General features: G+C 48.3%; 9 protein-coding genes. 4 read left to right on the top strand and 5 right to left on the bottom strand.

All coding sequences use genetic code 11. From position 1 onward, the window contains the following. Positions 1–4: 4 nt before the first annotated feature. Together HJG54_RS31560 and HJG54_RS31555 are read right to left on the bottom strand one after the other, a co-directional pair. Positions 5–2,560 (bottom strand): tetratricopeptide repeat protein, encoded by a 2,556-nt coding sequence (locus HJG54_RS31560; RefSeq protein WP_316435709.1) that lies wholly within the window; start codon positions 2,558–2,560, stop codon positions 5–7. Between the two features lie 284 nt (positions 2,561–2,844). Continuing rightward, positions 2,845–3,702 (bottom strand): calcium-binding protein, encoded by an 858-nt coding sequence (locus HJG54_RS31555; protein WP_316435708.1) that lies wholly within the window; start codon positions 3,700–3,702, stop codon positions 2,845–2,847. 836 nt (positions 3,703–4,538) lie between these two features. On the opposite strand from HJG54_RS31555, the gene HJG54_RS31550 reads away from it, so the two are divergent. Together HJG54_RS31550 and HJG54_RS31545 are read left to right on the top strand one after the other, a co-directional pair. Next, positions 4,539–5,360 carry a potassium channel family protein gene (locus tag HJG54_RS31550; protein ID WP_316435707.1) on the top strand — a complete coding sequence of 274 codons (822 nt, stop codon included), beginning with the start codon at positions 4,539–4,541 and terminating at the stop codon, positions 5,358–5,360. Positions 5,361–6,185: 825 nt separating this feature from the next. Continuing rightward, on the top strand, positions 6,186–7,067 hold the full coding sequence (locus HJG54_RS31545; RefSeq protein ID WP_316435705.1) for a CNNM domain-containing protein: 882 nt from the start codon (positions 6,186–6,188) through the stop codon (positions 7,065–7,067). Between the two features lie 21 nt (positions 7,068–7,088). On the opposite strand, the gene treY is transcribed toward HJG54_RS31545, so the two are convergent. The 3 genes from treY to HJG54_RS31530 form a co-directional block, all read right to left on the bottom strand. Continuing rightward, positions 7,089–9,866, bottom strand: a complete 2,778-nt coding sequence (gene treY, locus HJG54_RS31540) for a malto-oligosyltrehalose synthase (RefSeq protein ID WP_316435704.1) — start codon at positions 9,864–9,866, stop codon at positions 7,089–7,091. Between the two features lie 279 nt (positions 9,867–10,145). Further along, positions 10,146–10,760 (bottom strand): HdeD family acid-resistance protein, encoded by a 615-nt coding sequence (locus HJG54_RS31535; RefSeq protein WP_316435703.1) that lies wholly within the window; start codon positions 10,758–10,760, stop codon positions 10,146–10,148. A gap of 124 nt (positions 10,761–10,884) precedes the next feature. After that, a complete protein-coding gene (locus HJG54_RS31530; RefSeq protein ID WP_316435702.1) occupies positions 10,885–11,301 on the bottom strand; it encodes a DUF4112 domain-containing protein in 417 nt (138 codons plus the stop codon). Positions 11,302–11,492: 191 nt separating this feature from the next. Between HJG54_RS31530 and HJG54_RS31525 the strand changes: the two genes are divergently transcribed. Both HJG54_RS31525 and HJG54_RS31520 read left to right on the top strand, forming a co-directional pair. Continuing rightward, positions 11,493–13,205, top strand: a complete 1,713-nt coding sequence (locus HJG54_RS31525) for a vanadium-dependent haloperoxidase (protein ID WP_316435701.1) — start codon at positions 11,493–11,495, stop codon at positions 13,203–13,205. A gap of 429 nt (positions 13,206–13,634) precedes the next feature. Beyond that, on the top strand, positions 13,635–15,380 hold the full coding sequence (locus HJG54_RS31520) for a trypsin-like serine protease (RefSeq protein ID WP_316435699.1): 1,746 nt from the start codon (positions 13,635–13,637) through the stop codon (positions 15,378–15,380). The last annotated feature ends 35 nt before the right edge of the window (positions 15,381–15,415 follow it).

Below are 15,415 nucleotides of genomic sequence, written 5' to 3'. Positions count from 1 at the left end.
AATATCAAGAGGCTAGGGTGAGGTCATTCAATTGCAGGCGGTCTAGCGTGGTTTTGAGCGAATCGAGATTCACCCAAATGTCTTCGATCAACGGGTTTTGATACATCAACTCCCGCACCGGAGCACAGGTGAGGTCATCTCCAACCAAAAAGTAGTGTTGCAGCCCCAACAGGCGGCTGATCACCCAGTAGTAATGCCGGATGTAGTGAGGTGAGACAAGTTCCACCACAATGGTTTCTGGACGGCAGAAGATTATATTCGTCAGGCCGCTGCCGTGCGGAGCAATAATCGCTTTGGCGTGGGCAAATAGAGCCACCTGCTCACTAAAGCTGAGGGATTCTAGCTGCACGGGTACAAAGCCAAGCGGGCGGAGTTGCTCTAGCACGGCAGCTTCATTCAGTAACTGACGATGATTGGCCTGGGAGCGGCTGATGTAGATGCGTTCTGGGAACTTACCTGGGTTGGGAGGTCCACCATTCAGCATAGGCAACAAAAAGCTGCGTCGCAGAAAGGACAACGCCCATTCATCCAGCCAGCCGAAATGGCCCGCAAAGGAGGGAACAATCAGTTCGGTGGCCTGAATATGGGGATGGCGGTCGCTCGACAAAACTTTTTCTACCGGAATCCCAAGTTGAGCTAAGGTTTGACATTGGAAGGAATGTTGACCACCATTAATTAGGAACCAATCAATTTCCGCTAGATCAATGCCGCTAAACCTCAACAGCTCAATCCGAGGTAAAACATCGACCATCCAGTGAAAGTAGGTGTTACCAGAGAGACTTGATAGCACGGCGATCCTTCCTTCAATATTCTGCAACGAAGTCAGAGAAGGTTGTGTATATATTCGATGAAGATTAGAATCAGGATGGTCACATCCAGGTAATTGTCCAGGATAGGCACGGCAAAGATCGGCTAGCAGATATTGATCAGATGTGAGCACAGCAATGGCATTGCACACCATCCAAGCATTCTGTTGCGGAACCGCCCAAGCTTGTCCGTAAGGAAGCTTCGCAACAAACAAAGGGAATGTATCAATAGATACAGGATTTCCATTGCAGATATATAAGCCATCGCCTAAATGAATTGGATTAAACCGATCCCAGATTTGCTGCAAACAGCGCCTACAGTTCAACCCTGCACAACTATCGCCGTTACCCGAATTAGCATTAGCTGAATTAGTATTTGCTAAACCAACAGCCGAATCAATAGAATGATCATTTTGCTCCATCGCCAACTGCTGGGTTGCCGCATTGTCTCTCTTGCCGAAGGCATTCAGCGATAACGCTACATAGTTATCAGTCAGGTCATGGGCAACCATCCAATCCCAAGTGGAAGCGTAGTAGCTTTTGGAAACAGCATGGGGAACACTTTCCGCAACGGCTGCCAACCCTACTGTGGACTCGGTTATCTTAACTGCCTTGTTTAATGGCAGCTTTGATGGTGGTTTTAACGGTAGCTTTGACTGACTTGGCAAATTCAACGCCTTTTGATAGTAGGTGATAGCAGCTGAGTAGTGCTGTTGTTGCTCCAAGACATACCCTACTTTCTGATAGATCGGAGCAGCATCCGGACAAATGGCTAAAGCCGCATGGCAAACCAAAATTGCTGCATTGTACCGTTCTTGTTGCACTAAACAGTCAGCTAACCCTAGCGCAATCAGAACATTTTTCGGCTGTAGCTGCAAGGCTCGCTGATAGTAGATTTCGGCTCGTCGTAGCTGTTCGCTGCCGCCATAGGTGGTTAGAACATTGGCCCAATGGCAATAGGTTTGAGTCAGATAATCACGGGCCGGCTCCCAATCGATTGATTCAGTCTGCTGCAATAGCGTTTGCAAAAACCGACCGCAGCTTTTTTTCGCTAAGAGCAACTCATCATCGGTATCTGTCACCTGCTCAACCCCGTCGCAGTAGGATTCAAGTTTGTCAGCATCAAACCAAATCGCCTGCCGCAAGCTATCCAGCATTAAATCGATTTCACCCAATGCTAACCAAGAGACAGCACAATCGCTGTGAGCAGACAGATGGGTTGGATTGAGTTGCAATGTGCGTTGAAAGCAGTCAATGGCAGCACGATGCTGTCCCTGATATTGCAGAGTCAAGCCCAGGTTGTGGTGCGCTAAGACAAAATCAGGCTGCAATTCAATCGCACGGCGATAGGCACCAATAGCCTGCACCGGATCCTGGCGAAACAAGACACGCCCCAAATTGTTATACAAGGCCGCTTGATTAGGCTGCAGCGCAATCGCCTGCTGATAGGTTTGGATTGCCTCCTGCCAGCGCCCCTGCTGTACAAACAAACAGGCTAGATTGTTGTAAATCTTGGCATAATCAATCGAGTTGACATGGCGCTGGGAGTGGGACCGCTTCACCCGTTGACCATGCGACTCAGGACCAATCGTCAGACGCCGTTGGGAAGCTGTGGCTGCTGGCATTGGCTTCAGCGCTAGTGCTTGACTGTAGCTATCGGCTGCTGCGGCCAACTTGCCCTGTTGATGTAGAATACATCCTAAATTGTAATAAAGGCTATGCAGACGCAAGCTGAATGATGAATCAGTACTCACTAGATCTGTACCTAGATAGATGTGAGCAAATAGAAATAGTAGATGACTTAGTTAATAAATAGAGCCTTGAAACACGAAACGAAGAAATTCCCAGAGCCGTAATTGCTGTGTAAGCTTACGAGCCAAACCCTAAACGACACTCAGAGCTTACCACAGCGTATGTTGTTTCTACGGTTAATAGACTAACAGGTAACAGATCACTGTTCCTTGCTAGATGTAGATGCTTGACAGTCTCAGTGGATCAATTGCACGATCAATTGAAGCAAATCAAATCTACTCAATTTCTAGCCAATAACCCGGAAGGAATCAGCACCAAGATTGAGATTCTTGTTCAACTCTAGTAGAGCTACAGGTGTGCTGCCAGGTTTATCAGGGTTGTAGTAGACCACACCTGTCGAAGCTTCGTACACAATCTTGGCATCGCTACCAGAACCAATGGAGTTAACCACTTCAAAATCAGCCGCGTTGATCGTACCGCGCAGATTAGCACCAGGTAGTAGAGCACGACTGAGTTCAATCACATCCTTACCTGGCTCAAAATCGACAACCTTATCCAACTCAGCATTGGAACCCTGTCCGAAGCGGAAGGTATCCTTACCGCCGCCACCAATCAAGGTGTCACTGCCAGGACCGGCAATGATCAGGTCGTTGCCGCTGCCGCCAGACATCGTGTCATTGCCAGCGCCAGCACGAATAATATCGTTGCCAGCACCGCCGCCAATGTTGTCATCGCCTTGCGTGCTTCTGAGATCGTCATTCCCAGCACCACCTCGGATGAAATCATCACCCGGGCCGCCTGAGATCACGTCATCACCAGCACCGCCAAACAGTCGATCGTTGCCAGCACCGCCGATGGCAAAGTCGTCACCCAAGCCCAAGAAGGCGACATCATCACCATCTCCAAGGTTGGCGAAATCATCGCCCGCGCCAGTCACAACAAAGTCGTCACCAGCACCAGCGTTAATTGTGTAGTCCGTCGTCGTAAACGGATCTTCCACAATCATGATGTCATTTGAAAGGCCAGGGGAGTTCACGGTAACGCTACCATCGGGAAGCTGAGTAACCGAGACTGGCTCTTCGTTGAAAATTTGCAAACCGAAAACGGGCTCTAATGTACCTGGTGGTGTAATAACCTCTGACATGTAACTCCTCCTAAAATCAGGAATAAACGGCTATTTGCTGCACTCACTTGGCAGAGGAAAACACCCTAAAAGCTATTGAAAACTTGACCGCGGTTGCCCCTAATTGCGAATTGCATAACCGCGATGGTCACAGATTTGTTGTCCTGGATACATGTATCTTATGCACCCATATTTGAAAAGTGAGACAGACAAATCTTGATTAGCAAGGTATCAGGAACTTGACAAACTGTGCACTGAATCAGAAGCTTCACGTAGTCTATCTTAAGCTGAAAAACTCCGACAACCCTAATCAGCTTTTCTATATGAATTTGTTATAAAGATTCCAAAATTTACTCACTTTTAAAAGCACAAAACCCAGCCTGGCTGGCCGTTTCAACGTTCTATATTCAAATTCATAACTGGTTTAACGATGAGTCATTTTAGTTGCACTCACCGTGCTTGAAACTCAAATTCAAATATCAACTATTCTCGCTATTGTAAATCGGTTTAATTATTAACATGACCCACTTATAGCGTCCACTGAACTACACAAAGACAGTCCAAAATGATTAGCTTCAGTCAAGCTGAAATTATGCGATATATTGACCATCTGTCCGAATTTGATTTGGGCAAAGCTAAATCAGCCCTAGAGGATAAGGCTAATTCTGGTTATGAAACTTCTCTCGTTAATAGGGTCACACTAAGATCTACTCTTTAAACCTCCAAAATCCACCGCTAATCGCTTCAAATCACTGTTGTACATACTATCCATTCGGTAGTCCATTCAGAAGTTGATTGGCTGGAGTTCACATCGGTGTAGGCTTGATCTAGCTATTGAAATCGCTGCCTCACTTGCTATGCACAACTTCAACTCGTCCGATCAACATCAACAGGCTCTAAATCAGGAGCGGCGGGAGATTCTACAGCAGATCGAGGACTGGTTCGACATTCCCATGCTCATTCTTAGCATTGTTTGGCTTGCTCTATTTGTGATTGAACTCACATATGACCTTACGCCTTTGTTAGAAGCAGTCAGCATGACCATCTGGATTGTATTTATTGTGGATTTTATTGTCGAATTTCTCCTAGCGCCTGATAAACGTCTTTATCTACAACGAAACTGGCTGACAGTATTATCCCTCGTCCTTCCAGCTCTCAGGGTTTTCCGTATTTTTAAATTCCTACGGGTTCTGCAAACTACACGCACTATCCGCAGCCTCTGGCTCTTACGCTTACTCACTCAAACCAATCGCGGCATGCGGACCTTGGCAACGAGTGTGCGTCGGCGCGGCTTCGGCTATGTGGTTGGCTTGACAGCCTTGGTGACGTTGATAGGAGCAGCAGGGATCTATGCATTTGAACAGGATGTACCCAATACAGGTATTCCAGACTACAGTACTGCCCTCTGGTGGACAGCCATGTTGATGACAACGATGGGAACTGACTATTCACCCAAAAGCCCGGAAGGAAGAGTGCTTTGCTTTTTTCTAGCGCTCTACGCCTTCGCCATGTTTGGCTATCTCACAGCCAGTATTGCCAGCTTTTTTATTGGACAGGATGCAGCTGATCCCAATAGCGAGGTTGTAGGAATGGAGGCAATGGCCGATTTAAAGGCTGAAATTGCTGCCTTGCGAGCTGAAATCCACATATTGAACAATCAACAGCAAGAACAATCATAGATGTGGTTGAGGCAAATCACAGCTACTAGTTGCTGATGAGGTATGAGGCGAAATCTTTAAAGGTCAGAAGTCATATCAAATCCGGTTGATCAGCCAGAGTTGGCGTAGAGGCGTTTCGCCGAAACGCCCGTACAACGCGGCATTTAAATTTAGGGCGTTTAGTCGGATTTGATATCAAAAGTCAAAAGTCAGAAGTCAGGAGCTAGAAGTGGGATGGACAGGTTACGCTAAGGGGACATTCATTCTCGGTGTAGCTGCTTCTGCCCGTAAGATTTCGATAAATATTCATGCAGAAGATTTCTTAGGATTGCAGTAAAAGCCCACTTGGTGAGACTAAGTTGATATAAATATAGAATAAGGCAAACAAGTGTAGCCCATATTTCAAACAACACGGCAAGAATAATTTGAAGATGCATACTAGCTTTAAATACAAGTTGAAAATATAATGAACATGGTTTTGCATGTTGATCATTGTTTGCTTTAATTACTCACATGAGTAATATTCAGATCCTAATTCAATAGCTATAACTTACATCCATACTGTAAGAGCACTATTTCCTAGGAAAAGGCTGTACTCACGCAAATCGGCCATATCAAAATGGTGACTAGTCAACGAGATTTGCATATGACAAACTGACAATGTCTTGTTGCGCTTTGCTAAACTATTCAGCTAAGTAGAACAACATAATTAAACATGAAACCCAAAGGAGGTGTTGTCGCCCTTCGGGCGGCGACAACACTCTGATCTTGGTTTTAATCCAGTTGAATTACTTACTTTTCCAACAAAACTTTTACAATAAAAGAAGATAAAATGCGGAGTTTTTCGTGCTACTACAGGCGTTACATCATTTGCACACCATCGAAGTTGAGTTAGCAGAAACCTTACTGCGCCTAACCCTACTGATGGCGCTGGTACTCGTGATTGGCTTCTTCGTTGCGGCTGAACTCTCGTTGGTCGCTGCTTCAAAAACCGAGATCAGCCAGTTAGCAGAACAAACCGAGCAACCTCAAGCCAAAGCAGCTCAGCTCGTGCAGCAGGCCCAAACGAACCTCCAGCAGTACCTCTCAGTCACGCAGACGGGTATCACTGCTGCCAGTCTATTGTTGGGTTGGTTAGGCGAGGGAGCTACCGTTCATTGGATTGAGCCGTGGATTGCCTGGCTACCGCTGGGTCAACTTCCTGCTCAGGTGACAGCTCACTCGATTGCTGTTGTGGTTGCTTTTCTATTCGTCACCTACATTGAGATTCTCTTAGGAGAGCTGATTCCAAAAGTTCTAGCAGCCAATGCACCAGAGCAAACAGCCCTGCTGCTGATTCGCCCACTGCGATTCTGCTCTTATCTGTTCTACCCGCTGCTGTTGGTATTGAATAGCAATGTGCGGCTGCTGACCGGCTGGTTGATTAAATCACAATCCCTGGTCGAACTTACCAGTTTTACACCCCTAACCATACCTTCACCAGCTCAACCAATTCTGGTTCCGGGCGACATGGAGCTAACGGCTGCAAACCAAGCCTTAGAACTCAACTTACCAGCCCATTCCCCATCCCAAACCGTGGCCGAATTTATGATTGACAAGCTGGGGCATGTGCCGGTTCCAGGCGAACGCATTGTGCATGGCGAGCTAGAGCTAGAGGCTACCGGCATTGAAGAAAATTCGCTAAAAACCGTACTGCTACGGCGGCGGCCCCTAGCGGCTCACCATTAAATCCAAATCAAAGCAAGTTCCTCAAGTGGCCAACAGCGCTACTGGAAAATGCTGTAGGGCTTGAGCGATCAAAATTTTGCCCTCAGCAGCCAACGATTCAACCGTAATTAAATTCTGCTGCACTGCTAATCCATCCGGCAATTGCAGGTAAGTATCACCCCAAACAGAACCCAAAGGATATTCTCCCGGCTCTACTATCGACGTTAGATAACGGGGAGCAATAGTAATCACCGTAGAATTCGCGTGGCGGCGAGCAAAGGCAATGATATGGTTTTTGTGCGGTCCCTCTACTTCAAGCGGCTGGTAATCGCCTATTTGAAATACGGCCCGATGCTTGTTTCGCGCCTTGAGGGCTTGGACGATCAGAAATAGCTTGATTTTACCGTTGGCTGGATTGGCTAATAGGTTAGAGATTAGCTTCAGAACGTCAGCTTGAATCCCAGCTTTAATTTGAGCAAGATAGGTTTGTCGCTGCGCGAAATTGATCGGACGCCGATTATCGGGATCAACCAAACTCAAATCCCAAAGTTCGCTGCCTTGATAAAAATCGGGAACGCCGGGAGAGGTGAGCTTCAGCAAAGTCTGGGATAGAGAATTGAGCACACCGTAATGGGCAATTCCGTGCTGAAAGGGCAGAAACACCTGGAGAAACGGATTATCTTCGGTAGCGAGAATAGCATCCACAAACTTGAGACAAGCTTCTTCATAGGTGGGGTTGTTGCGCAACCAGGTTGTATAGAGCTTAGCTTCTCGAATTGATTTCAGCATATAGTCTTTGACTCTTCCAACAAAACCGGCTTGTTCCGATTCGACAAAGGGGTAGGCCCCAACTAGCGTTTGGTAGAGCGCGTACTCATCATTACTGTCGGGAAAGGTAGCCTGCTTGACCTGAGTTTTATGAATCTGATTCAGCTCACTCCAGGCTTGCACCTGTTGCTGCCATTCCTGCGGCAGTTCCGACAGGACATTCAGGCGTGCCCGGACGTCTTCGCCGCGTTTGGTATCGTGGGTAGATGTTGCGTTCATCGTATGTGGCCAATGAGCCTGCCGGTGCCGATTAAAGTCATGAAACTCAGCTATACTCAAGCCAAAGTGACTCGGCTCACCGCCCACTTCGTTGAGGGAGAGGAGACGGTTGTAAACATAGAGCGCAGTATCTTCAACTCCTTTAGCCATCAACGGTCCAGTATATTGCTGTAGCCGCATCACCAAGTAGAGCCACTGATCCTTTTCAGCCGAGGTGAGGAAGCTGTCATACTCTAGCAGCAACAGCTTTTCGATAAAATCCAGCTCATGTTGCAGCAGGGGAGCATGATCTTTCGCTGCCTGAATCACCTGCTCAATGTATATCCGATCGCTCTCCAGCAAACCGGATTCATTCGTGTAGGTGCGGTAGACCGGAAAACGAGTCAGAACTTCGGCGATAGCCCGCTTCAAACCATTGATCGTGAAATCATTACCATAGCGATAGCGGTTAGAGATTTGCTTCAGCAGTACCGCCAGGTTATCCACATCGCCAGCTAGGTTTTTGTCCAGAATCAACTGCTTTTTCTCGGCCACCAGCTCTTCAAATGACGTTCGGCGTCCGCTAAATTGCCAATAGATTTGATCGAATTGAGCTTGATTCTCGGTTTGGCAAAAGATGGCATTGACATAATTCAAATAATCATAGCCGGATGTGCCTTGAATGCTCCAGTTTTGCGGCAGGTCTTCTCCCGGCTGCAAGATTTTTTCGACTGTAATGTAGACATCCCCCACCTTTTCTTGTAGCCATTCTAAATACTGAGTTGGATTATACAAACCATCAATGTGATCAATACGCAATCCAGTAAACGTGCCTTGCTCAATTAGCTTGAAAATTAAAGCGTGGGTTGCGTGAAAAACCTTAATTTCCTCAACCTTGACCGAGATCAGTTCGTTGACAGTGAAGAAGCGACGATAGTTCATTTCTTCGGCTCCCACTTTCCAGAAGGCCAGCCGGAAAAACTGCTCGGACAGTAAACCATCTAGCCAATTGAAGCTGTCGGGATCGCCGGGTTCACCATTGAAGGTCTGGATATTCTCATCGATAAAGGCTTTGACATCCTGATTCTCCAAATACAGATCCCACAGCAGGCCTTTGACAAATTCGGTTTGGTCGAGCCGCTGTTGGCCGCTTAGGTCTGGCACACTTTTGAGCGAGTAAAGAATGCCCAGTAGCCGCACAAACACCGGATGTTTGCGACCCAAGTGCTTAGCTAGTTTACCTAAGTTGTGAGTCAAAAAAGTGGCGTAGGATTCGAGCCGCAGAGGAATGCAGAGGCTGTAGTAATTAACAGTCAATCCAGCTTGATCGTAACGGAGTTGAATTTCACCGTTTTCCAAACATTCGCCGTAAAAATTACCCAACAACGGCACCAGAATCGGTTGATGATTTCCAGCAAACGGTGAATTCCAGGCGATATCGAAGTAATTGACATAGTTGGATGCGGGACCATTTTCTAACACATCCATTAACCATCGGTTAGCGCTGTCATAGGCCATGTGGTTTGGCACAATATCCTGAAGCCAACCCATCTGCCGCCGCTGAAGGGCTTGCACGAGCTGCTCAAATGCCGCTTCGGTACCCAGTTCTGGATTGATTTGAGTAGGGTCTACGACATCATAGCCGTGGGTGCTACCCGCCCTAGCTTTGAAAATTGGAGAAGCGTAAAGATCCGAAATCCCTAAATCAGTCAGGTAATCAACAATTTGATTAGCAACATCAAAGCCAAAATCAGCGGTGAACTGAATCCGATAGGTCGCTTGAGGAATCCGCATTGTAATTTACGATACATCCAAGTTTAGGTTTAGGCTAACAGCACATTACCGAGATTGGTCAATTTTGCCTATCTCTCGCAGGATAGAAACCAGACAGATGCATTTAAAAAAAGCATTAGGCACCAGCAGGGCAATTAAACAACCCAACTGATACCCAATTCATAGGAATAGAAACAGGCTGACGGATATTCACGTATGCGCTACATCGTTAGCTCATTTATTACCGCAGCAGTACTGATTCACATACCAACCCAAATAGTCCACTGAATAAATGGCTGACTAAACCGAAGCAGTCTGAGTAGGTTGTCCTGCATCCGGCCTGTTTAGGGACAGCATCAGGCGGGAAATTCCAGTAAAAAGCACGCTAGCACCGACCAGAGTACCCAAGAGCCAAGGCGCATCAAACGGCCACTGGAACCAAATCATTCCACCCAGCAGCAGGGTGATTATCCCATCTCCTAGAACCCACAACCAGTTTTTCTGTGACCGCAGCCGAAAGGCAAGAATCAATTCAAACACACCTTCGGTAAGCAGGAAGCTGCCTAATAATAACGTCAGGGTCAAAATACCAGTATATGGATAGACAAACAGCATAATACCAGTAGCAACATAGAGGATGCCCAATAGAAGCTGCCAGATAAAACCACCTGATTGGCGCGTCTGAAACGCATAAACGATCTTGGCAGCACCCGCCGACACCAAAATCAGAGCCGCCCAAGTTTCTACAAAAATCGTGGAAGCAACTGGTAGAGCAATAGCCGCAATTCCCAACACGATCAGCAGTACTCCAATCCAAGGAGAACCACCCACTCTGGGAGCAAGTCCATCGGGTCGAGAAGCGGTTGGATTTGTGACGTTCGCATTAGTGGCGTCAGGATTTGTATTAGTCGTCATATTAGTCGTCTGGCTCAAAGCAACATTACCGATCAGGTTAGGAAATTTTTCAGAGCCACAACAGTTCCTTTGGGTAGACTCTAGACTTTGCAATAGCAGCAGCAGCTCTACCTAAACGATGGAACTATATCTGAAGTGCCACATCTTTCTGAGTACTTGCTAAATCAAGCGGGTCAGCATTTTCTAGATCAGGTTCGGCAACCTGTAAATACTGTTCTAGAAGCGCTAAATTGCGAATATTGGATTTATAAAAGGCATCAAATAAATCGCCAAACAGAGGAATAGTTCCGACCACAGCTTCTAAGCCAATGTTGAACAGCATGCGACGAATTACCGCACCAGGCAGGTGAAATCGGGTTGCCAAATAGAGAATATACAACGAAAATCCCGTTGCAACTAGGTCACCAGCTCCTGGAACTAAACCGATGATTGGATCAAGTCCAAATCGCACGCCAATCACAGGAAGACGGAACGCACTATCCATCAGACGGCTGAACCGGCGAATTCGATTTAAAGTAGCAATACGTTGAGCAATATCCATACTTGTGATCATACAGTGGCTAACCAGCCTACTAACTTGTATCCCAAGGTAGATCTTGCTTAAGCCACCGTAGCCGTTTGCAGGTACCATTTTGAATTGATCTGGTTAAGTTGACCTGATCGAATTGACCTGATTGAATGAGCTTAAACTTGACCTTGATCTGATAGCCTCTATCACGCAAATTGCTGCCCATGCGGACTGTTTCTGCCCCTCCCCTGCCATTTTCTCAATCTATAGCTCTACTACCGCTACTGCGGCGAGACGAGTTAGGGCAGCAAGCTGCTGCACAATTTTTTGCCTCTACAACCCCCAAGCCGCTTGCCAATTTTTGGCATCGCTCTAGTCAGAATCTCAGCCGGACCCTCAGTCGAAATCATCGGCAAAGCCAATCCAGCCGCTCTGCAAAGCTGCCCAACTTGAGGTCTAAGAGGTCTAAGTCGATGTTTAACTTGCCGATGCGACCTGGTTTTACCCTGTCATCCCACTCCGATTCTGGCTTGCTGGGCGACAATAAAACGACCGCCGCTAGCGTTGACCTATTTGGCTTGACTTCACCTAATGTCAAAGTATCCCTCCAGGGGACATCGTTAGTCACCACCGCGAATGCAGCCGGTCAATTTCTGTTTACCGACATCCCCCTCAGCCCAGGCACCAGATCATTGACCGTCGCAGCTCAGAATCGATTTGGCACTCGCCGCTTTACTGCTAGCCTCGAACGAGTCACTGCCGATTCTGTCGATGCGGTGCTCAACTGGAACGCCACCATCCTGCGCACGCTTCGAGCGGAGGGAGTAGGTGGATTGACCGCCGCTCGCACCCTAGCCATTGCCCATGTTGCCATTGATGATGCAGTCAACGCTCTCGTGGGGAACACCCGTCTATATCGTCCGGTGGCAGAGCCGATTCCGGCTTCAGCATCAGTAGCTGCAACCGTGGCCGGAGCCGCCTACCAAGTTCTATCCCAACTTTACCCCAGGCAAAAACCCCGACTAGATGCAGAACTCTTAGCTTGGCTCACAGCTCTATCCGAATCCGAAACCGCAGAAGCGAGCGGGGTCGCCTTTGGGCAAACCGTAGCGGATGGAATTCTGGCAGCCCGACGTGACGATGGCTCTGACCGCTCCCTGGCCTATCGGGCCAAAATCAAACCTGGGCTGTGGCGTCCCACGCCCCCTCGCTTCCTGCCGGCAGCAGGCGTTGCCTGGAGGCAGGTGGCTCCCTTCGTGCTCCAGCAAGCAGCCCAGTTTCGGCCTGAGGCTCCCCCCCGATTGGCAAGCCGCACCTACGCTGATCAACTCAACCAAGTCAAGCGCCTCGGTCAAATCGACAGCACCAGCCGCACTGCCGAGCAAACGCAAATCGCTCGCTTCTGGCTTGGCAATCCTGGAACTTCCACCTTTCCTGGCCTGTGGAACGAAATTGCCGCTCAGACTGCCGAACAAACCAGAACCACCCTGTTGAACAATGCGCGATTGTTTGCGCAGCTCAACCTAGCGCTCGTGGATGCCAGCATTGCCGCTTGGGACACAAAATACACCTACCGCTCCTGGCGACCCGTAACCGCAATTCGGTTAGCTGGCTCGGATGGCAATGCCGCGACTCGTGCCGTCCCCGATTGGCAATCTTTCCTAGAAACACCTGCCCACCCCGACTATGTTTCAGCCCACAGTACCTTTGCCGGAGCCGCCGCAACGGTGCTCACCCGGACCTTTGGCTCCTATCGGTTTACCGCAACCTCGTTCGACCTGCCTGGTATCCGTCGTTCGTTTCAATCCTTTGGTGAGGCAGCCACAGAAGCAGGTATGAGCCGCATTTATGGAGGCATTCACACGATGTCAGCCAACCGGGCTGGAGTTCGTTTAGGGCGACAGGTGGCGAATTATGTGCTGCAAGTGAGGGAGTAGGAGTAGGGAGTAGGGGTAGGGGGTAGGGGGTAGGGGGTAGGGGCTAGGGGCTAGGGGGTAGGGGCTAGGGGGTAGGGGGTAGGGGGTACTTTTTGAAAACTTGTTCAAAACTATACAACATCATAAATTTTTTACCAAAAGCCCCGTGCTTATACGGATCAGAATTGGGCAGGGGTTATAACAATCTTGGGTTTTAAGTTTTAAGTTTTGGGCGATGGTGGAATCTGCATTACAGTTCGACTGGTAGCCCAGTTAGAGAGAAGTGGTATTAGAAGCAGCTCGGTTGATCTTGATTCTGAGTCTGCTGCAATTGGGGACGCATCGCAACAAGTTGAACAAAATTAACCCAATCGTAACTGCTAAATTCAACCATCTCACCATTGCTTGAAAACCCTGTGGAAATGCAGCTTTAGTACCATCAATAAGAAAATGACGAGCGATATTGTCGGAGACAGCAAAGGCATCATTGGTCTTGATGGCCGTCAAACTGTTTTGAATTACACAGCCTATCCTTTTCGCACAGTTGGGCGAATTTTGGCCCGCTGGCGGGGTCAGGATGGACAACTCTACACCGCGGATGATACGATCCTCAGCTCGTCTGGCACGATGGTGAGCAGCTATCATGTTTTAACGGCTGGACACGCCTTTCACAATAAAGATTTGGGCGGTTTTGCTGATGTGGTTGAGTTTATTCCCGGATCCGGGGGTAGGGCAATCAGCAATCGGTCAGCAACCGATACCTATGCCGCCAGTAACGAATGGTTTGGTCGAGCCAAAGCAGCTTGGATGACAACCTTTGCTAACTGGTCAACCAATCAAGATTTGGACTGGGATCTGGGAGTCCTTACCCTGGACCGTAACCTAGGCAATCATACGGGCTGGCTCGCCTATGGCTACACAGATACCTTGGCGGCTGGCACTAGCGTCACCGCGACGGGTTATCCAGGCGACCGATTTGATGCGGATCGAAACGGGGTTTGGGATAACTACAACATGTCTACCCAAACTGGGCAAATTACTAAACTGACAACTCATCAATTGCAGAGTACGCAGCTCGATTATATTGCCGGAAATAGCGGTGGCCCTGTCTGGTTGAATAGTAACCAAACCATTTACGGTGTTGTCTCCCACAGCGATTTGAATGCTCAAGGGCTGGCTGTTTCCAATGACGCCACCCGGATTACTAAAGATAAATTCGATACCATCAACAGTTGGATTAACCAGGACAATCAAATCCGTCGCCCCACCGATCGCCCTGATCTGGTAGATTATGACCGCTGGTTTGACACTCAATTTGGCCGCTTCAACAAACTATCAGTGAGGTCAGGAGAAAGCTTTAGCGTCACTGCCTATCCCCGCAACAATGGCACAGCTCCATCAGGCAATTTTACGGTTTCGTTCTATGCCTCTACCGATCGCAGTGTAACCAATACCACAGGATCCCACTGGCTATTGGGCAATGCCAACGTCTCATCACTAGCCCCGTTTAACTGGCGAACTGTGACTTGGAGTGGCGCGTTTCCTGCAGTACCAACCGGCAGTTATCATATTATTGCCTTCTTCGATCCAACCAATGCAGTTCCTGAGTTTGACGATAGCGCCGACAGCAACCAGAAGGTGTTTGCCCAGAAGCTGACCGTTTTGCCGACCGCACCACTTTCTAACCCCTCGCCTCCTCAATCAACCCTAAAGCCGGGTACTACCCCCTCAATCAATCTTGGATCCAACCCAATCGTTGGCTTAGGCAGCGGCAAGGGGGGCAGCCAAAAAGGAACAGCGGGCACCACCCTAAAAGCGCTGAATCAAATTCGCCAGTCAGGCCAAGCTGCAGATGATTCGCTGATCGGCAGTCGTGCTGGTGTCTGGAATACGATCAAAGATGATTGGCTCAACATGGCCAAAGTTGCCAGAGGCAGCGCCAAAGCCGACAGCTTCCAGCTCAACTCTACTACTCCCACCTTGATTAGAAACTTCAGAGGCAGACAGGGTGATCGGATCTTGGTACGGGAAGGCTTCGACTATCAGATCGACACGGCTGACTATGGGTTAGGCACACGAGCAAAAGATACAGGAATTTATCAGGACAATGAACTCATTGCCCTCCTACAAGATGCTAGAGGGATTAGAACACTCACCGCCAATTCAAATCCTCGCCTCCCCTTGAATAACTCTTGAAACTACAGTATTCTTAGGGTAAGCGAGGCTGTGTA

The sequence above is a fragment of the Leptolyngbya sp. NK1-12 genome, assembly GCF_032598965.1.
Lineage (GTDB): Bacteria > Cyanobacteriota > Cyanobacteriia > Elainellales > Elainellaceae > Elainella.
Note: the sequence above shows the minus strand (reverse complement) of the source record. Positions and strands in the feature narration are given on the sequence as shown.

Coding starts and splice junctions, on each gene's coding strand:
- HJG54_RS31555 (WP_316435708.1), bottom strand. CDS start 3,702: ATGTCAGAGGTTATTACACCACCAGGTACATTAGAGCCCGTTTTCGGT.
- HJG54_RS31550 (WP_316435707.1), top strand. CDS start 4,539: ATGCACAACTTCAACTCGTCCGATCAACATCAACAGGCTCTAAATCAG.
- treY (WP_316435704.1), bottom strand. CDS start 9,866: ATGCGGATTCCTCAAGCGACCTATCGGATTCAGTTCACCGCTGATTTT.
- HJG54_RS31535 (WP_316435703.1), bottom strand. CDS start 10,760: ATGACGACTAATACAAATCCTGACGCCACTAATGCGAACGTCACAAAT.
- HJG54_RS31530 (WP_316435702.1), bottom strand. CDS start 11,301: ATGGATATTGCTCAACGTATTGCTACTTTAAATCGAATTCGCCGGTTC.
- HJG54_RS31525 (WP_316435701.1), top strand. CDS start 11,493: ATGCGGACTGTTTCTGCCCCTCCCCTGCCATTTTCTCAATCTATAGCT.
- HJG54_RS31520 (WP_316435699.1), top strand. CDS start 13,635: ATGACGAGCGATATTGTCGGAGACAGCAAAGGCATCATTGGTCTTGAT.